Below are 18579 nucleotides of genomic sequence, written 5' to 3'. Positions count from 1 at the left end.
ATAATGAACCTAACGAACGGTAGGTAGGGGATGAAAATGACAGCAAACCGCATTAAAGCTGTAGCACTTTCTCATTTCGCACGCTATGGCTACGAAGGGACTTCGTTAGCAAATATTGCACAGGAAGTCGGGATTAAAAAACCATCGATTTACGCACACTTTAAGGGAAAAGAAGAATTATACTTCATCTGCTTAGAAGCTGCACTTCAAAAAGATTTACAATGCTTTACAGACGATATAAAAAAATTTTCAAAGTCATCTACTGAAGCATTACTTGTAAACTTGTTAAAAGGTTACGCAAAGCGATTTGGTGAAAGTGAAGAATCGATGTTTTGGTTACGCACTTCCTATTTTCCGCCTGATGCATTTCGCGAACAAATTATTGAAAAATCAAATGCTCACATTGAAAACATCAGAGAACTTTTATTTCCTGTATTCAAACGAGCAAATGAACAAGGTGAACTGCATAACCTTGAAATACAAGACGCTTTAGAGGCTTATTTATGCTTACTTGACGGTCTAATGGTTGAACTATTGTACGCAGGCTTAAATCGCTTTGAGACCCGTTTAAGTGCTTCTTGGAAAGTGTTTTGGCGAGGGCTTTCACAATGACGGATTGCAAATAGCAATGCGTCGTTTTTCAGCCCTTCACCTAACGACTGGTAGGAAGGAGAAATAATATATGGCATGGATTTATGTAATTTTAGCTGGCATCATTGAAATTTTTTGGGTGATTGGACTAAAGCACGCAACTACTCCACTTGAATGGGTTGGTGTTGCTCTTATAATCGCAATTAGTTTCGTCCTATTATTTAAAGCTTATAAGGATCTACCTGTTGGAACTGTATATGCAGTCTTTACAGGAATCGGAGCCGGTGGAATCGTTCTTACAGAAATCTTTATTTTCGGAGAACCATTTTCAATTGTAAAAATCTTATTTATTGGTTTAATCTTCTTTGGCGTTATTGGATTAAAACGAGTAACAGGTAAACAAGAAGAGAAGGAGGCTGCATAAAATGGCATGGGTATTTTTAATTATTGCTGGTATTTGTGAAATTGTTGGTGTACTGTTTATGAAAGTAGCCACTGAAAAGAAAGGCTGGGCACCTAAGCTTATTTTAATCGCTAACTTTGCCGTAAGCTTCTTCTTCTTATCACTTGCAATGAACTCATTACCAATGGGAACAGCTTATGCAATTTGGACTGGAATTGGAACTGCTGGAAGTGCGCTTCTAGGTATTCTTATCTTCCGTGAATCAGCTGATTGGCGTCGCCTTGCCTTTTTAAGCTGCATTTTATGCGGTGCAGTTGGCTTAAAATTAATGAGTTAACATGAGGTGAATGTCATGTGGAAAGAAAAAGGGAAACAAATTGTAACTGGAATTATAATTGGAATTGTGCTCCTACTACAAATGAGCTTTCATTTTATCGAATGGTTATTCCATAAAGGAATTTCTATTCTTACATTCCTTCCCAACATGGCACTTGAAGTTGTATCCATTGTTTGGTCAATTATCGCTTCCATCATGATTATTATCATTTGGAGTATCGCTAAACTTTGGAATAAAATAACCAAAAAAGACAGTTCTTCTGAAAAGAAGTAACTGTCTTTTTTATACTTAATGATTCGCGTTGCTTGGCAACCTAAAGAAATTGGATGCAATAAGACATAGTATTCCAAGAATAAAAACGCCAGTCCCAATACCCTTATTCGAGTTTTTAAATAAGTTAATATCCGAGTAAAAATTAAGCATCATAAGACCTAAAGAGAACAAAATCAATCCAATTCCAATTAATATTCTTCCTATTGGCGTCCGTTTTCTCATCATTACATCTCCCCCTAATTTCTTTAAAATCTAATAATATTTCCAATCCAACCGGACATAATATCAACAAGGAGCTGATTATATGCAAAATTCCATACATAAACATATCCTATTGTTATTTTTCTTATTTCTTTTCTTTGTTATATGTTTCAGCCTTATATTACATGCACCAAAAGAGATGCCGAGCACCGTTTCTGTTTATAAGTTACTCCTGTGTTATTTTCCCTATTGAAAAAGGTGTCTTGTGATGAGGCACCTTTTTCCCTGTTATATGTCCATTCGCTCATATAATTTCACACAAGCCAACATTGAGAAAACCAACATGCAAGTTGCCCCCATGCATAAGAACCCACTATGTAAATTCAATTGCTCTATATTTACTTTAAAGAAAACTTCTAAAATAAATATAGGTGCGATTAATAGAAAACAAGCTATCATAAACGTTTTCTGATAACCTAGCAGAAAGTAAATTGATAAAATTAAACTAAAAACAATAAAACCGAGGCTCATACTAGTTACAACCGTTGTTTCTACAAAATCCACTGTCTCATTTCTTAACTGAATACCTACTGTAAAGTAAGCAATGATAACACTGGTCATTAAAATAATCAGCAATGCGCTCTAAGTCTGTTGTAATATGTGTCGAGAATAATACCGATACTTCTTCTTCCATCACAATTTCTTGCAATATATCAAGTAGTTCACTACGGACAACCGGATCTAAACCTGATGTTGGTTCATCCATAATGATGCGTTCTGCATGATGCGATAACGCCATCGCAATCGCAAATTTCATTTTCATCCCTTTTGATAACTGCTTAATCTTTTTGTTTTTCGGAACTTGTAATCTCTCCATATACGATTGATATTGCGCTTCATCCCAGTTTATATATAAAGGTGCAATAATCTTCTTCATTTGTTCACATGTTAACTCTTCGTAGTAATGATTTTCATCATACACAAATCCAATATATTGCTTAATGCCTTTTTCTGCTTTTGCATTATCCTTACTGAAGATCGTAATATCCCCACTATTTTTCTTTACTAAATTCATAATCATTTTAATGGTCGTACTTTTTCCTGCACCATTTGGCCCAACAAATCCCATAATATATCCACGCTGCAATGTAAAACTTATATTTTTCACTGAAAAATCTTTATAATTTTTACAAACGTTTTTTAACTCTAACATGTCACTTATTCCCCCTTATATAGAAACGTAATCATCTGTTGCAACTCTTCCAGTGAAAGCTGCAAAAATTTACTTTCCTGGACAATCTCTTCTGCTTTACTTTCTAGTAAACGCAATCGTTGTTCCTTTATAAGCTCATTATTTTGTACGGAGACATATGTTACTTTCCCTGCAACCGTTTCAATGTACCTTTCCTTTTCAAGCTCCTCGTACGCACGTTTCGTCGTAATCGCACTAATCTGCAGTTCTTTCGCTAAACTACGGATAGACGGCAATTGATCTCCCCCCTTAAGACCTCCATTTAAAATAAGCTGCCTCAATTTCTTACTAATCTGCTCATAAATAGGGTCTGGGGAAGAATTTGAAATAATAATATTCATGTTTTCCTCCACTGTGTATATACACAGTTCCCTATTTTTAGCAAGAAAAAAAGACCAACATTTTCCTGTTGGTCTCCCATATATGTATCACTTCTCAAAGCGATCTAACATTTCATCTCTCATCCCAAAACTAACAACCGCAATTCCTACATACATAAAAATAAGAAATGCTGGATGCACTGCGTTGTACCAGCTGCTATCAACAATTAAATATACCGTTAATGCTACAACAAGTACAAATGCCAAAATAAACATATAAAAGTGTCTTGTACTACCCATGATAAACTCCTCTCTTCTCACTTCACCATTCAACAGTATATTTTATCGAATAATTCGATATGACTCAAGGCTAACTTTCTTTTATGTAATCAAGTTCTACCTTTACAATGTCATCACAAGCTATTGAAATAATTGTTCCTTGTTTATCAATCGCTGTCACTTCTGCGTTATCCATTACACGATGTGCTACACGCTCTAACATTTTTCCATAATCTCGATAACAAAATTCCTTTATATCTTTAATTTTTTTACCGTTTTCTAAATGATACACCATCCTATAACACTTATAGCCCATTCCTTCACCCCAAATTGTTCGTTTTTTCACATATACGTAAAAATGAGTTATTCTCCTCATTACACCTTCTTAATTTCAATAAAATTCTAACAAAAATACACAATTTTATCAAACCGACTTTTTCAACAAAAAAGCTTAAAAAACAACTTTCTTCCACACTGTTACATAAAATACAAAAATTCTTTACATTATTTTCATAATTTCTGCACAATTTCTCCACAAAAAAAGAACCCGCATATAGCGAGTTCTTTTCATTTTACATTTACTCAAACTTGTACAGGAGCTGGCTTTTGATAACGTAAAATCGGTTTACGTGCAGCCATTGTTTCGTCTAGACGTTTAATTACCGTCGTATGTGGTGCTTCTTGTACAACTTCTGGATTTTCTTCTGCTTCTTTTGCGATTTGAATCATCTTATCGATGAAACCGTCTAATGTTTCTTTTGACTCTGTTTCTGTTGGTTCAATCATAATACATTCTTCCACATTTAATGGGAAGTAAATTGTTGGTGGATGGTAACCAAAATCAAGCAGACGTTTTGCGATGTCTAGTGTACGTACACCAAGTTTCTTTTGACGGCGACCTGATAATACAAATTCATGCTTACAATGTCTATCAAATGGAAGATCATAGAACGGCGCTAATCTTCTCATCATATAGTTTGCATTTAATACAGCATATTCTGTTACTGCACGTAGTCCATCTGGCCCCATAGAACGAATATACGTATAAGCACGAACGTTGATACCAAAGTTTCCATAGAATGGTTTCACGCGTCCAATTGCTTGTGGACGATCGTAGTTAAAGTGATAACCATTTTCTGTTTTCTCTAAAATTGGTTTTGGTAAAAATGGAATTAAATCAGCTTTTACACCTACTGGACCAGAACCTGGGCCACCGCCGCCATGCGGACCTGTAAATGTTTTATGAAGATTTAAATGCACAACATCAAATCCCATATCTCCAGGACGTGCTTGACTTAATACCGCATTTAAGTTTGCACCATCATAATACAATTTACCGCCTGCATTATGAACGATTTCTGCCATCTCTAAAATATTCTCTTCAAATAAACCAAGTGTATTTGGATTTGTTAACATAAGTGCTGCTGTTTCTTCGTTCACAACACGTTTTAAATCTTCTAAGTCAACAAGACCGTGTTCATTTGATTTTACTGTAATTGTTTCAAAACCTGCTACTGTTGCAGATGCTGGGTTTGTTCCGTGCGCAGAGTCAGGAACGATAACTTTTGTACGGTTATAATCACCGTTTGCTTCATGATATGCACGGATTAACATTAATCCTGTCCATTCCCCATGTGCACCAGCTGCTGGTTGAAGTGTTACAGTATCCATACCTGTAATTTCGATTAAATGTTCTTGTAAGTCGTACATTAATTCCATTGCACCTTGCACTGTTTTTTCATCTTGAAGCGGATGAATGTGTGCAAAGCCTGGGAAACGAGCCACGTTTTCGTTGATTTTTGGATTGTACTTCATCGTACAAGATCCTAATGGATAAAATCCAGAATCAACGCCGTGGTTACGGTTTGAAAGTGCTGTGTAATGGCGCATAATATCAAGTTCAGATACTTCTGGAAGCTCTGCATCTTCAGTACGGATATAATCGCTCTCAAACACATCTTCTAATTTCACTTCTTCTACATCTAATTGGGGTAAGCTATATCCTACGCGTCCTTCTCTACTCATTTCAAAAATAAGTGCTTGATCTTGGTTCTTCATTGGATAGCCCCCATTTCTTTTACAAGTGTGTCAATTTCTTCTTTTGTACGAAGTTCTGTTACCGCTAGAAGCATATGATTTGTTAATTCTTTATAATCACGGCCTAAGTCGTAACCACCGATAATATTCTTTTGTACTAATGCATCATTTACTTCTTGTACTGGACGTTTGCAATCTACAACAAATTCATTGAAGAATGGTCCAGCAAATGTTACTGTAAATCCTTTTTCCTCAAATTGGCGTTTTGCATATTGCGCTTTAGAAATGTTTTGACGTGCCATTTCTTTCACACCTTGTCTTCCAAGTGCTGTCATTGCAACAGACGCTGCTAATGCATTTAACGCTTGGTTTGAACAAATGTTAGATGTCGCTTTGTCACGACGAATATGTTGTTCACGAGCTTGCAATGTTAATACGAAGCCACGTTTGCCGTCTGAATCCACAGTTTGTCCGACAAGACGTCCTGGGATTTTACGCATAAATGCTTTCGTTGTTGCAAAATAACCGCAGTGTGGTCCACCAAACTGTGTTGGGATACCAAATGGTTGTGCATCACCAATTACAATATCAGCACCAAATTTACCTGGTGGTGTTAAAGCGCCTAATGATAATGGGTTTGAAGAAACGATAAATAATGACTTTTGCTGATGAACAATTTTCTCAATATCAGCTAATCTTTCCACCTGTCCAAAGAAGTTTGGATATTGAACGATTACGCAAGCGACTGTATCATCTACTTCACTTTGTAATACATCTAAATCTGTTACACCATCTTTATGATCAATTTCAACAACTTCAAGATGTTGACCTTTTGCATATGTTTCAAGTACTGCTCTTGATTCTGGATGAACTGCTTTAGAAACAAGAATTTTCTTTTTGCGCGTATGACCAGCTGCTAACATTGCCGCTTCTGCTAACGCTGTACCTCCGTCATACATAGAGGAGTTTGCTACATCCATTCCAGTTAATTCACAAATCATTGTTTGGAATTCAAAAATCGCTTGTAATTCCCCTTGTGAAATTTCTGGTTGGTATGGCGTATAAGCTGTATAAAATTCTGAACGAGAAATAACATGATCAACAATTACTGGAGCGTGATGATCGTATACACCTGCTCCTAAGAAAGAAGCGTATTCTTTTAAGTTAGCATTTTTACGAGCCATATCAGACAGTTCTTTTAAAAGCTCTGGTTCTGACTTTGCTTGTTTAATCTTTAAATCCCCTTTGAAACGAACACTTTCTGGAATATCAGAAAATAATTCATCGATCGTTTGAACGCCGATCGTTTGTAACATTTCTTTTTTGTCTTCTTCTGTCATTGGAAGATAACGATGCAACATGAAATCTACCCCTCTCCCCGTTACTTTGAACGTTTGTAAAATGGTGTTGGAACGACTACTGCTTTAACGCGTTTATTACGAATCTCAATTTCTACTTCTGTATCAACTGCTGCGTATTTTACATCAACTAATGCTAAACCAATGCTTTTCTTTAACGTTGGAGATTGTGTACCACTTGTAACTTCCCCGATTTTTTCTTCGCCTACATATACAGGATAATGCGTACGAGGAATACCGCGTTCAATTACTTCGATGCCGACTAATTTACGAGGTGCACCGTTTTCTTTGTATTCTTTTAATGTTTCTTTTCCAAAGAAATCTGCCTCTTTATTTGTTTTTACTGCAAAACCAATTCCAGCTTCAATTGGTGTAATATCTTTTGATAGTTCTTGACCATAAAGTGGAAGTGTCGCTTCAAAACGAAGTGTGTCACGTGCTCCCAAACCACATGGTTTTAAGCCGTCTTCTGCTCCAGCTTCAAGAAGTTTCTCCCAAAGTTTTGGAGCATCTTCACTCTTGCAGTAAATTTCAAATCCGTCTTCACCTGTGTAACCTGTACGAGATACAAGTGCAGGAGTTCCATCTACAAGAACATCATTTTTAAATTTAAAGAACTTAATTTCTTTTAAATCTTCTGACACAACTTTTTGTAAAATGCCTTCTGCTTTTGGACCTTGAATTGCAAGTTGTGCAATTTCACTAGAAACATTGACTACTTTCGTATTGCCAATGACATGACTTGCTAACCACTCGTAATCTTTTTCGATATTCGATGCGTTGATTACTAATAAGTAGTCTTCTTCACCACGTTTGTAGATTAATAAATCATCTACTGTACCACCATTTTCGTAACACATTGCTGTATATTGTGCGCCTCCTACCTTTAAGGTAGAAACGTCATTTGTAACAACACGTTGTAAAAATGCCAAACTATCTGTACCTGTTACTTCTACTTCCCCCATGTGAGACACATCAAACAGGCCTGCAGCTGTACGAACAGCTTCATGTTCTTCTTTAATGCTTGAAAATTGAACTGGTAATTCCCAACCACCAAAGTCGATTGTTTTTCCACCATACTTCGCGTATACATCAAATAGCGGTGTACGTTGTAATGTAATCATGTTCTTTCCCCCTTATGCTGTCTATGACAAATCAATAAAAGTTGGCTTCCCGTATCTAAACATTTTTCATTCAGAAAAGATGGGATATACGGAATCTCAATGTATTTTTTTATGAAAGCGTAAATAAAAAAGTACTTTCTTGGATAAAATACGAAAGATTCCACACATTTCACACCATTATCCTAACATTTTTCGATCTATTTCATCAATATTCTAGCATAAAAAATAATTTAGAATTTTTTATTCTTATACTTACAAAAACAACTTCACCTTAAAATGTTAGAAATTAGGATTTTTGGTGAGGGATGTAACAATAAGCGTTTTAGTTTACAGAAGGTGGGAGAGTTTCAATGAATGTCGATATTTCCGTAGATCGGACATGGCAAAATAATTTCTTAAAACGAATTGATGAAGATGGCCCTTGGACAAATTGGGAACTATATGATTTAGCCTATAAAACAGAAGAATCATTGCTTGTCCCTACATTTGATGGTTTGCAAGCCCCTAAACATTTATCCCATTTCACACCGCTTCCTCATCAATTAGAAGTAGCACAAACTGTTATTGAACAAATGAATGGAAAAGCGATACTGGCAGATGAAGTTGGACTTGGAAAAACCATTGAAGCAGGTCTTATTTTAAAAGAGTACATGGTGCGCGGTCTTGTAAAAAAAGTACTTATACTCGTTCCAGCCTCCCTCGTTTCACAGTGGGCATATGAACTGAACACAAAGTTTTTTATTCCTGCTGTTGCCCAGAGAAAAAGCTATTCGTGGGAACAAGCTGACGTTATCGTTTCATCCATTGATACAGCGAAGCGTTCACCGCATCGTGACATCGTTTTAAACTTGGAATACGATCTCATCATTATTGATGAGGCACACAAACTTAAAAATAATAAAACAAAAAACTATGAATTTGCACAACGTCTTAAAAAGAAGTTTTGTTTATTACTAACTGCAACACCTGTCCAAAACAAAATTGATGAAATCTTTAATCTCGTTTCCTTATTAAAACCAGGACATTTAGGCAATCAGTCTAACTTCGAAGAATATTATGCATCGAAAAATCGCTCAGCAGAGTCAGATGAAGATTTAAAAGCACTCATTAATAAAGTGATGGTAAGAAATCGGCGAAATGGTACAGGTATCGAATGGCCGAAAAGGCACGTTCGGACAATATTTGTTGATTTTAATGAGGAAGAGCAGGCTCTATACAATGCGATTGAAAATTGGAAAGGACAAGACGCTTTTACCTCTGCCTTTTCATCATTAACTTTGAAACGAGAAGTATGTAGCAGCCGTGAAGCAGTTTATTATTCACTCAAAAAGCATGTAGAAAAAAGACAAAAAGAAAATGAGAATTATATACCAGACCCATATATCGATGTTTTAATGGATAAAATCAATCATATTCCTTTTAATACAAAAGCAAACCAAGCACTGGAGCTTATAAAAGAAATTGATGATAAAGTCGTCATTTTTACAGAATATAGAGCCACGCAAATGTATTTACAATGGTTTTTAAAACAGCACGGTATTTCATCAGTCCCTTTTCGTGGTGGGTTTAAACGAGGGAAAAAAGATTGGATGAAAGAGCTCTTCCAAAATCATGCGCAAGTGTTAATTGCAACCGAAGCTGGCGGTGAAGGGATTAACTTACAATTTTGTAGCCATATGATTAACTATGATTTACCATGGAATCCAATGCGGCTTGAACAGCGAATTGGACGTATCCATAGGCTTGGCCAAAAAAATGATGTTCATATTTATAACTTAGCAACGAAACATACAGTTGAAGAACATATTTTGAAACTTCTATATGAAAAAATCAATTTATTTGAGCGAGTCATCGGTGAACTTGATGAGATTTTAACAAGAATTAATATGAAAAATATCGATGCACATATTCAAGAGATTTTCGCAGGATCAAAGAGCGAAGGAGAGATTCGAATTAAGATGGAAAATTTAACATCTATCATCGACTTTGCGAAGAGAAACGAAGCTGAGGTGCAAGGCTATGCAGCAACATGAAATTCATAATTACTTATGGAATTTTTTCCAAGCAAATGACTGTGAAATTTTGGGGCGTTCCCCGCATCTACTAGATGTACAATTAACAATTGAAATGGATAAACTATTGATGAATCGCCCTTTTTATTGGCACTACCTTGAGAAAACGGGTGGCATCCCAAATCCGATGCAACTTACTCTCATTACGGATCCAGAGAATGATGAAGAAGAAGGTGAGCTTATTCACTATGGCTCTCCTCGTCTGCATCAAATCTTCCAAACAACAAAAGAACTGGGATCCTACATACGTTTATTCGAAGAAGTAAATTCAAGTGGTACAACTCATATACCACTTCATCCATGGCTTGGCGTCAATGTAAAAGTATGTTATCAATGTGATCGAAAGAAAGATATGCTTCATTCCATCGGGATTCATCTTATTTCTGGAACAATGATTACAAATTTTCATGAAACACTAGCGAAAATTCGGCTCACGCCAAAAATACCAGATTTCAGTTTTACACTTACTCCCATTATTAAGCCGCAAAGTGGATTACAGCGGATAGAAGATGCATTAAAAAATCTCATTGCAGCAGATGATCATACATGGGCTGAAGAAGCACGTGTACGCTGGAATCATGATTTAGCGCTTCTAAATCGATTTTACGAAGAAAGCGAGGAACTTCCCGAAAGCTACGACATAGAAAAACAAGCATTACAAGAGCAATATGAACCGCGTATTACAATGCAAATTATAAATGGTGGGCTCTTTTATGTAACCGCTAACCATTTTTTTTCATAAGAAAAGCCCCTTCATATGAGAAGGAGCTTTTCTTATATTTTTCCATTATACTTTCGACCATCGTTATGTTCTTGTTGTTTCTTTTCTGTCATTCGCTTTTGATATTCTCTATCTTTTGCACTCACATGGTTTGCATCTGTTGGAAGATTTTTCTTCGAACGCCCTACACCATTACTCATCTTTTTCACTCCTTGCTCTTTTAAATTCCTCCTTATTTTCAGCTATAGAAGCATTCCTTATTCATTAAAATAAGAGAAGCTTTTCGCTCCTCTTATTCCTTCACATATTTCTGAAACATATCGTGTAAGCCTTGATTTACAAGATGAGAGATCTGTTCGTCAGATTTATGTGGATAACGATCACGCAACCTGATAGATGCTTTCACCATTAAATTTTCTAATACAGAACGGCCACCTGCTCCATAAATAATTTCAGCATATTCTACAAGCCTTCCGTCCTCTAATGTTGCTGGATTATGATTGAAGAAAAATTTACTCATTGTCTCCACCTCTCTTTTTTGATAACGTTTACATTTATATAGATTATTTATGTTATTTATTTCACAATATTGTATGCATGTATAGATGATTAGTTTCATTATAAAACAACATGACGATAGGAATAATGTATTTTTTCGTCAATTTTGTGAACAAATTTTTAAAAAATGAAAGCGTTTTAATTATTATATAATAAAAAAGATTACCACGCTAGGGGCAATCTTTTTTATTTCTACTAAACTATAACTTACGCTTCGTTTGCTTCGTTTAGTACACGCTCAAGACGTTTGCGAAGCATTGGCATACCGCTGCCGCCTGCTTGGAAATGACGAAGTTTTCCTTCTTTATCAAATACGTAGTAAGCAGGAACATATTTATTTTCAAATGTATCTGTGATCGCATGTTTACTATCAACTAAAATTGGTTGAATGATATCGTGGCTTTCTGCCATTTTTTCAATTACTGCTAAGTCTAAATCTTCTTCTGAGCGAGGCATATGAACTGCTACAACGTTTAAGCGATCATCATACTCATCACGTAATTCATTTACTTCTGGCATTGCTTCTTTACATAAGTAACAGCTTACAGACCAAAAGTGAATTAATGTTGGCTTATCTCCAATTAAATCTTCACGCGTTACTGCGTCGTTTAAAATTTCTGTTGCACCTTCTAATGATGGCATTTGTTCACGTAATTTCATTCTATCTATTCCTCCTACGACTTATAAATTATAGAGTTTCTTGTCCTGGTTTCCAATTTGCTGGGCAAAGGCCGCCTGTTTGCAATGCTTGTAATACACGTAATACTTCGTCTACTTCACGTCCAATATTGTTATGGTGTACAACTTGGTACATTAATTCGCCTTCTGGACTAATGATGAATAATCCACGTAGTGCGATTCCTTCATCTTCTAATAACACGCCGTATTCGCTTGATACAACATGGTTTGTATCAGCTGCTAATGGGTAACGTAAGTCGCCTAAACCATTCTTTGTACGATCTGTGTTAATCCATGCTAAATGTGTGTGTACTGTATCTGTAGAAACACCGATTACTTCCGCATCTAAATCTTCGAACTCATCGTAGCGATCAGATAGTGCAATGATTTCTGTTGGACAAACGAAGGTGAAGTCCATTGGATAGAAATATAATACTGTCCATTTATCATTTTTCATGTTTTCTTCTAAACTAACATTTTTAAATTCTTTATTTGGCATTACTGCACTCATTTCGAAACGTGGTGCTTGTTTCCCTACTAAACGTTTTGTCATATCTATATTCATCCTCCTGAAGCTAATTGAGATTAATTTCTAATTTGTAATGATTACAATTTGTATTATATACAAGTTATCAAATTAAAGTCAACACTAAATTAAAATAATTTTAATTTGATTACAATTATCAATTAATCTTGTACAATATTCAGAAATTGTATTGTAAAATATATCTATAACTAAGGAGGCACAAAATGAATCAAAATAAGAAAGCTATATTCGATATTGTATTTTATCTCGTCTTCCCTTTTCTCATTTGGAAATTTGCAAAAACGCATATTGATCCTTATTATGCAATGCTTATTTCCTCAGTACCGGGAATTCTTTATACACTGTACTGCTTTAAGAAAGAAAAGCAGTTCAACGTTACAGGGTTCTTTATTCTTATTACCCTTATTGCTAACACGACAGTAGACTTACTATCTGGTTCTGCTGAGAGAATGCTATGGAATGATGCATATTATCATATCGTACTCGGATGCATTGTCATCTGTACAATCTTTATTAAAAAACCACTCATGTTATATTTCGCAGCTGATATCGCAGCCTTGCAAGGACATGACCGAGATAAGAGCCGCACTCTTTACCGTGACAAACGCATATATCCAGCCTTGCAATATTTAACACTATTTTTTGGTCTCCAATTCATTTTAAAAAGCTTTTTAAAAATCTATTTCATTTCTGTTTTTGGTGTAGAAGGATATGGTGAAATGAGAGCAATCATGACCGCTGTTGGCTGGGGAATTTCCATATGTATTGGGATAGGATTTGTATGGGTTAATAATAAAATACACTCAGTAACTGAACAGAAAGAATCTACACAATAAGTTAAAAACTATCATAATAAAAATCCCCCTGTACAATATATGTACAGGGGGATTTTTATAGGTTTATCTGTCGAATCGATGACAAGTATACACTCATCGCAAAAATTGTACTATACCGCCCAGCATCATTACTAGCGGTAAATCATTCCAATTTTTATTAACTTGATTTTTTTCGTTTCTTCTTAACGTTTTGATAAAACAAAGCAGCGCTAAGCGGCATCATACCGAACCATCTATTTAAAAACGGCGCTTTTTCAGCACGGCGCTGCTCTTTCTTTTGCTTTCGATCCTCTTTTGGAGCATCCATATACGATACAAATTGTTGCGTCATAAAACGCACATAATCATTAGTAGACATATCATCACCTCTACTTGATTAGTATGTCCACTTTTTTACGCATTAATCTTACGCAGTAGCTCCCCCATAATCTCTTCCACACTTTTATTTGTCGTATCAATATATATATCCGCTTCTTCATAATATGCCCGGCGGTTCTCAAACTTCTCCACAAACGCCTCAATATTTTCTTTTTGAAATAATGGACGTGTCGTATCTTCACGAAGGCGCTCTGCAATAACATATGGATCACAATATAAATACACGACGGTTCCATTCTCTTTCATCCACTGACGATTCTCTGCGCGTTCCACGATGCCACCACCCGTTGTAATAATTACATTACTCGTTAATAACGAACGCAGCATTTCACTTTCATATTGACGAAATGCATTTTCCCCTTCTTCTGCAAAAATAGCACGAATTTCCTTCCTTTGCTTCTCTTCAATTTTTTGATCTGTATCTACAACTGGAATATGGAGTTGCTCACTTAGCATCCTCCCAATTGTTGTTTTTCCGGCTCCCATAAAGCCTGTTATGTAAATGGATTTCATTTTGTTACCTCTTTTCTGTCTGTTTAATTATTTGTATTATAACGAAAGATAAGCTAACGTGGTTTATTTTATATACTACTTGCACAAATTAATAAAAAATGTTTTGTCCTTAATTTGTTATCAAGAACAAAACGTAATGGTCATGTAACTTCTTCCTCATCTCTCTTCCACCCAATTCATAACTCTTTTATTTATTTTATCGTACTGAAAGTTCACTTTATAAGAGCGATTTTGTTTCGTCATACACTGCAATGCGACAAATATAATTTCATTTTCAAATACATAATTCCCGCTCGCTTCACCATTTTCGTATCGAAACGAAAATACAGCATTTTGTTCTTTTTCCTGCAAATCATCCTTTATAGAGGAGACTGCTTGATCAGCAATCTCTTCTAACAAAAATTTTTGCTGCGCCTCCTTATAAAATCTTTGATCAGATTTCAACATATTTATTTCATATATAAAGAATGAAAATAGTAAGAAGAGAAGAATTAACGTTCCCGGCATCGCAAAACCATCTTGTTTTCTCATGTCTTCAACTCAATGGGTGTGTAGCGCGTTGCTACACCGTGATACATTTTGCCGCTTATATCTTGCACATGTATAATTAACATATAAGGTGTTAAGTCATAAGAAACCGAATTTACCTTTTGTAATAGAATTTCCATTCCTAACGTATTTACTTTTCTCACGATATTATTTCCTAACATTTCATATGTTACATTCGCACCGTTACTCATTTGAAAAAGTATTAGAGCTTCTTTATTCTCTAACTCGACACCTTTCCCGGTTTCACTCTCTCGAAACTCTAATTGTACTTGTTCCAGGAACACATTCCATTCCCAACTGTTTATTTGCTTTGAATATGGTTTCTCGATAAATAAACTATGGAGGCGCGGCACAAGAAGAAAGAAAATAGATAAAAACAATAAACATAACATCATTTCTAATAACGTAAATCCTGCTTCTACCTCTTTACTTTTTGACATGACGACATTGTTCCATCCTTCTTTGTTTGGTATCTTTCCAAATTGTACAAACTTCTTCTTCCCGCCAATGTATCCAGTACACAACGCCATCTATCGCCTCCTCTTTTTGCTGCTTTAGCTGATTTTGATACATATATAGTGCTGCTTCCCTCTTCAACAATGAATGTGCTTTATACCGAAATTGAATATTTTTTCTTTCTTGCATGATGAGGAGTGTTTGCGGAAGTAATAGCGACACAGCCATCATTAATAAACTTAACGATACAAGCATTTCCAGCATAACCGACCCTTTTTGACACTTCACGATACGTAAATCTTCCTCTCCCAAGTTGAAATACAATTTCATAGGTGCGTGAGCGATAAGAAAGTAGAATTGTACCAGCTTTGTTTATATTTCCATTTGCATTATAGGTCATTGGATTTGGAAAAGTATTCAAATCAATTTTTATATCTCGTTCATATTCCCGGATAAAAAGGGAACGCTCATCCCCAGATTCCCAAATACTGTACATATGTTTCTCAGGACTCCATCGCAGCATATGAAGATTCCGGCGGTTTATAGCTAACTGCTGCATATACAAAATATCTTGTGAAAATTGCTTCAAAAACTGCTCTACCTTTTGCTTTTCATATAACGGAGCAACATTAAAGTAAGTGACGACGCTTAATATAGAAATGATGAATAAGACAAGAAGCATCTCTAAAAATGTAAATCCTTTTTGTTTCACGATTTACCAACAGATACTGTGCCGTCCTCACTTGAAATACTAATCGGTTCCCCTTTTGGACACGTTGTAGAAGTAATATACTTTTCTTTCACTAATTCATCTACTGTTGGTATCTTATTCTTTTCTAATTGATAAGCTTGCACTTGCGCTTCGACAGACTTCACGTATGCATCGCAACCTTTTCCTTGTACGGAAGAGCGCTGTTTAATTACATTTGGAATAATTAATAAAAGTAATACTGAAATAACGACCATCACTAATAACATTTCTAAAAGAGTAAATCCTTTTTCATTTTTCATTTAAACTACCTCCTAAATAGAATTCATCATTTGAAACATCGGCATAATCATCGCTAAATACATAAGAACAACAATTATGCCAATACATGTAAACAAAAGTGGTTGAATAATGACTAAAATACGTTGAATCTTTCCTTCCATTTTTTCAATCGTTAATTCACTATAGTCTCCTAATTCTGTCGCTAAGTTTCCGTTTGCTTGTCCATGCGCAATCACGTAAGACAGTTCCCTCTCGTAATAACCACTCTTCATAATAATAGAATCCAACTGTTCTCCCGCGATTAATAATTCTTCAATTCGAGTGGCTTCACATTGAAAAAACGGGTGATGTTTTTGTTCAACCATTAACGTTAAGGCTTCTAGTACCGATAGTCCTCCTTGTAATAAGCCGCTTAATTGAACAGAGAAATAATGAGAATTTGTTAAAATAAGAAATGTTTTTATAAGAGGAATACAAATCATAATATTCATTCTTTGAACTGGGGGAAGTTTTTGTATATAAAATACATATATACATGTTCCTAAAACGAGGCAGAGAAAAAATCCTCCAATCATGTACGGAAGCATTCGAATAAGGAGCATAATATGATCGGTAAATGAAACAGAAGAAGCGCGCAAGGAACTATATAATGTTTCAAATTGTGGAAGCAAAACGAAATTGAATACAGCAAGTATCCCTAATAGAAAAAAAGATAAAAATATCGGGTAACGAAGCACTTTCATCATATCTTTTTGATGTTTATCTTTTCTATGCAGTAGTACACTTCCTTGTTGCAACGCAAAAGAAATATCCCCATGCCGCTGTGCATAGAATAAATAACTTAATATGTCTGGATGAAACATAAGTTGGTGAAAAGCATCATGAATGCTTCGACCATTTTTTAATTCTTCTGCAATATGTTGCAATTGAATTTGTTTTTGAGAAGATAACTGAAACTGCAGAAACTCTAATGCTTGCAAAAGTGAATAGCCCTTTTCTAACAATTCCCCAAGTCTTCTTAATAACAAGACTTGCTCATGTAATCGCCACCCTTTTCGTTCAAACATAAACATCCTCTTCTAAAAAGCCTAAGGCATATCCTTTTCTTATACATGATTGCAACGTTTCATAATGATAGGTTACACGCTCTCCATTCGCTTCACAAATAGCTTTTTTCAATTCATGGCCATATAACAACTCATAAACGCTTGCTTGCCGCACTTGCCTCATTGCTTTACATAACGGCGAACATTTCCCTTTGCAAAATGGACACTTCAATTCAACAAGACGCTGTGCTGCCACAGCAAGCAATGATTGCTCAATTTCTTGCCGCGTAATCCCATAGTCCATCAAACGTAGCACAGCTCCTTTTGCATCGTTTGTATGCAATGTTGTCATTACTAAATGGCCTGTTAAACTCGCACGCACAGCTACTTTTGCTGTTTCTTCATCACGAATTTCACCAACTAAAATAATATCAGGATCATGGCGCAAAATCGCTTTTAAACCAGTTGTGTACGTGATACCTGCTTTTTCATTAATCTGAATTTGTAACAAGCCATCCTTTCTCTTTTCGATCGGATCCTCAAGTGTAACAATACGACGTGTTTGTCCCTTTTTGGCTACCTCTAGCAAAGCATACATTGTCGTTGTTTTCCCAGATCCTGTCGGCCCAGTAAACACGAGTAATCCATGAGAATGATGTACAAAAGAGAGAAGTGTTTTTGCCGAGCTTGGAAATAAAGAAAGATGGGAAAGTGGTTGAACCGACGCTTGCAAGTGTAAACGAATGACGAGGCTTTCTAAATACACAGTTGGTAGTGTAGAAAGACGTAAGTGCACTTCTTGCCCCTCAATTTGTAAATACAATGATCCATTTTGTGGCTTACGTCTCTCCCCTATATCCATAGATGCTAAAAATTTAAAATGCGAAACAAGTCTTTCTCCAAATTCCTTTCCAATACAATGCTTCGTTACTAAATCTTTTCCAATGCGCAATTGTATGACTGCATCTGCTTGTCGCGGCACGATATGTAAATCGGATGCCTGTAATGCACATGCTTCCTTCATAATTGTATTGGCAAAATGTTCAACACCATTCATAA

26 protein-coding genes and 2 pseudogenes are annotated in these 18579 nt (G+C 35.7%); 7 read left to right on the top strand and 21 right to left on the bottom strand.

Annotated elements, in window-relative coordinates; translation table 11 throughout:
* Positions 1-30 precede the first annotated feature (30 nt).
* From MHH71_RS22440 to MHH71_RS22425, 4 genes are all read left to right on the top strand, one after another.
* The gene (locus MHH71_RS22440; RefSeq protein ID WP_006095929.1) at positions 31-612 is read left to right on the top strand and encodes a TetR/AcrR family transcriptional regulator; all 582 of its coding nucleotides are present in this window, start codon (positions 31-33) and stop codon (positions 610-612) included.
* A 70-nt stretch (positions 613-682) separates the two neighbouring features.
* Positions 683-1015, top strand: a complete 333-nt coding sequence (locus MHH71_RS22435; protein WP_003200294.1) for a DMT family transporter — start codon at positions 683-685, stop codon at positions 1013-1015.
* A 1-nt stretch (position 1016) separates the two neighbouring features.
* Positions 1017-1331: a DMT family transporter gene (locus MHH71_RS22430; protein ID WP_003200292.1), complete on the top strand. Its 315-nt coding sequence runs from the start codon at positions 1017-1019 to the stop codon at positions 1329-1331.
* A gap of 15 nt (positions 1332-1346) precedes the next feature.
* Positions 1347-1604, top strand: a complete 258-nt coding sequence (locus MHH71_RS22425; protein ID WP_003200291.1) for a DUF3975 family protein — start codon at positions 1347-1349, stop codon at positions 1602-1604.
* Positions 1605-1619: 15 nt separating this feature from the next.
* Here the strand turns inward: MHH71_RS22425 and MHH71_RS22420 are convergent, their stop codons facing one another.
* The 8 genes and pseudogenes from MHH71_RS22420 to gcvT form a co-directional block, all read right to left on the bottom strand.
* A complete protein-coding gene (locus tag MHH71_RS22420) occupies positions 1620-1829 on the bottom strand; it encodes a hypothetical protein (RefSeq protein WP_016132008.1) in 210 nt (69 codons plus the stop codon).
* A gap of 601 nt (positions 1830-2430) precedes the next feature.
* Positions 2431-3018, bottom strand: a pseudogene (locus MHH71_RS22415) (ABC transporter ATP-binding protein); the annotation flags it as partial.
* A 5-nt stretch (positions 3019-3023) separates the two neighbouring features.
* On the bottom strand, positions 3024-3398 hold the full coding sequence (locus MHH71_RS22410; protein WP_033799094.1) for a GntR family transcriptional regulator: 375 nt from the start codon (positions 3396-3398) through the stop codon (positions 3024-3026).
* 87 nt (positions 3399-3485) lie between these two features.
* Positions 3486-3677, bottom strand: coding sequence for a hypothetical protein (locus tag MHH71_RS22405; protein WP_016116299.1), 192 nt, complete (start codon positions 3675-3677; stop codon positions 3486-3488).
* A gap of 70 nt (positions 3678-3747) precedes the next feature.
* Positions 3748-3972: a DUF3929 family protein gene (locus tag MHH71_RS22400; RefSeq protein ID WP_026008568.1), complete on the bottom strand. Its 225-nt coding sequence runs from the start codon at positions 3970-3972 to the stop codon at positions 3748-3750.
* A gap of 266 nt (positions 3973-4238) precedes the next feature.
* Positions 4239-5714, bottom strand: coding sequence for an aminomethyl-transferring glycine dehydrogenase subunit 2 (gene gcvPB, locus MHH71_RS22395; protein ID WP_018765808.1), 1476 nt, complete (start codon positions 5712-5714; stop codon positions 4239-4241).
* A complete protein-coding gene (gcvPA, locus tag MHH71_RS22390) occupies positions 5711-7054 on the bottom strand; it encodes an aminomethyl-transferring glycine dehydrogenase subunit 1 (RefSeq protein ID WP_006095925.1) in 1344 nt (447 codons plus the stop codon). Before gcvPA ends, gcvPB begins: the two co-directional genes overlap by 4 nt.
* Before the next feature lie 20 nt (positions 7055-7074).
* Positions 7075-8175, bottom strand: coding sequence for a glycine cleavage system aminomethyltransferase GcvT (gene gcvT, locus MHH71_RS22385; protein ID WP_003200273.1), 1101 nt, complete (start codon positions 8173-8175; stop codon positions 7075-7077).
* Between the two features lie 350 nt (positions 8176-8525).
* Here gcvT and MHH71_RS22380 point away from each other — a divergent pair, with 350 nt between their 5' ends.
* Together MHH71_RS22380 and MHH71_RS22375 are read left to right on the top strand one after the other, a co-directional pair.
* Positions 8526-10208, top strand: a complete 1683-nt coding sequence (locus tag MHH71_RS22380; protein WP_003200271.1) for a DEAD/DEAH box helicase — start codon at positions 8526-8528, stop codon at positions 10206-10208.
* A complete protein-coding gene (locus tag MHH71_RS22375; protein ID WP_018765810.1) occupies positions 10195-10989 on the top strand; it encodes a YqhG family protein in 795 nt (264 codons plus the stop codon). The genes MHH71_RS22380 and MHH71_RS22375 overlap by 14 nt, the downstream gene beginning before the upstream one ends.
* 32 nt (positions 10990-11021) lie before the next feature.
* Here the strand turns inward: MHH71_RS22375 and MHH71_RS22370 are convergent, their stop codons facing one another.
* The 4 genes from MHH71_RS22370 to MHH71_RS22355 all read right to left on the bottom strand — a co-directional run bounded on the left by MHH71_RS22370 (position 11022) and on the right by MHH71_RS22355 (position 12757).
* Complete coding sequence (locus MHH71_RS22370; protein ID WP_016116306.1) at positions 11022-11168, bottom strand: hypothetical protein; 147 nt, start codon at positions 11166-11168, stop codon at positions 11022-11024.
* Between the two features lie 92 nt (positions 11169-11260).
* Positions 11261-11488, bottom strand: a complete 228-nt coding sequence (locus tag MHH71_RS22365; protein WP_003200265.1) for a hypothetical protein — start codon at positions 11486-11488, stop codon at positions 11261-11263.
* Positions 11489-11733: 245 nt separating this feature from the next.
* Positions 11734-12186: a TlpA disulfide reductase family protein gene (locus tag MHH71_RS22360; protein WP_006095924.1), complete on the bottom strand. Its 453-nt coding sequence runs from the start codon at positions 12184-12186 to the stop codon at positions 11734-11736.
* Between the two features lie 28 nt (positions 12187-12214).
* A complete protein-coding gene (locus MHH71_RS22355; protein ID WP_016116309.1) occupies positions 12215-12757 on the bottom strand; it encodes a peroxiredoxin in 543 nt (180 codons plus the stop codon).
* A 197-nt stretch (positions 12758-12954) separates the two neighbouring features.
* Here MHH71_RS22355 and MHH71_RS22350 point away from each other — a divergent pair, with 197 nt between their 5' ends.
* The gene (locus MHH71_RS22350; RefSeq protein ID WP_003200259.1) at positions 12955-13587 is read left to right on the top strand and encodes a VC0807 family protein; all 633 of its coding nucleotides are present in this window, start codon (positions 12955-12957) and stop codon (positions 13585-13587) included.
* 157 nt (positions 13588-13744) lie between these two features.
* On the opposite strand, the gene MHH71_RS22345 is transcribed toward MHH71_RS22350, so the two are convergent.
* The 9 genes and pseudogenes from MHH71_RS22345 to comGA all read right to left on the bottom strand — a co-directional run bounded on the left by MHH71_RS22345 (position 13745) and on the right by comGA (position 18577).
* Positions 13745-13945 carry a YqzE family protein gene (locus tag MHH71_RS22345; protein WP_016116311.1) on the bottom strand — a complete coding sequence of 67 codons (201 nt, stop codon included), beginning with the start codon at positions 13943-13945 and terminating at the stop codon, positions 13745-13747.
* A 35-nt stretch (positions 13946-13980) separates the two neighbouring features.
* Positions 13981-14478, bottom strand: coding sequence for a shikimate kinase (locus MHH71_RS22340; protein ID WP_006096023.1), 498 nt, complete (start codon positions 14476-14478; stop codon positions 13981-13983).
* Positions 14479-14634: 156 nt separating this feature from the next.
* Positions 14635-15009 carry a competence type IV pilus minor pilin ComGG gene (comGG, locus tag MHH71_RS22335; protein WP_018765812.1) on the bottom strand — a complete coding sequence of 125 codons (375 nt, stop codon included), beginning with the start codon at positions 15007-15009 and terminating at the stop codon, positions 14635-14637.
* A complete protein-coding gene (comGF, locus tag MHH71_RS22330) occupies positions 15006-15557 on the bottom strand; it encodes a competence type IV pilus minor pilin ComGF (protein WP_006096022.1) in 552 nt (183 codons plus the stop codon). Before comGF ends, comGG begins: the two co-directional genes overlap by 4 nt.
* On the bottom strand, positions 15454-15771 hold the full coding sequence (gene comGE, locus MHH71_RS22325; RefSeq protein WP_231398946.1) for a competence type IV pilus minor pilin ComGE: 318 nt from the start codon (positions 15769-15771) through the stop codon (positions 15454-15456). Before comGE ends, comGF begins: the two co-directional genes overlap by 104 nt.
* Positions 15752-16195: pseudogene (comGD, locus tag MHH71_RS22320) on the bottom strand (competence type IV pilus minor pilin ComGD); the annotation flags it as partial. The pseudogene comGD and the gene comGE, both read right to left, overlap by 20 nt.
* On the bottom strand, positions 16192-16494 hold the full coding sequence (gene comGC / locus MHH71_RS22315) for a competence type IV pilus major pilin ComGC (RefSeq protein ID WP_003200417.1): 303 nt from the start codon (positions 16492-16494) through the stop codon (positions 16192-16194). The pseudogene comGD and the gene comGC, both read right to left, overlap by 4 nt.
* Before the next feature lie 12 nt (positions 16495-16506).
* Positions 16507-17547, bottom strand: a complete 1041-nt coding sequence (gene comGB, locus MHH71_RS22310) for a competence type IV pilus assembly protein ComGB (protein ID WP_033799111.1) — start codon at positions 17545-17547, stop codon at positions 16507-16509.
* Complete coding sequence (gene comGA / locus MHH71_RS22305; RefSeq protein WP_006096020.1) at positions 17534-18577, bottom strand: competence type IV pilus ATPase ComGA; 1044 nt, start codon at positions 18575-18577, stop codon at positions 17534-17536. The genes comGB and comGA overlap by 14 nt, the downstream gene beginning before the upstream one ends.
* Positions 18578-18579 lie beyond the last annotated feature (2 nt).

Source organism: Bacillus sp. FSL H8-0534 (assembly GCF_038005885.1).
GTDB classification, from domain to species: domain Bacteria; phylum Bacillota; class Bacilli; order Bacillales; family Bacillaceae_G; genus Bacillus_A; species Bacillus_A pseudomycoides.
The sequence above is the reverse complement of the archived record's forward strand: the minus strand, read 5'-3'. Positions and strand labels throughout refer to the sequence as shown.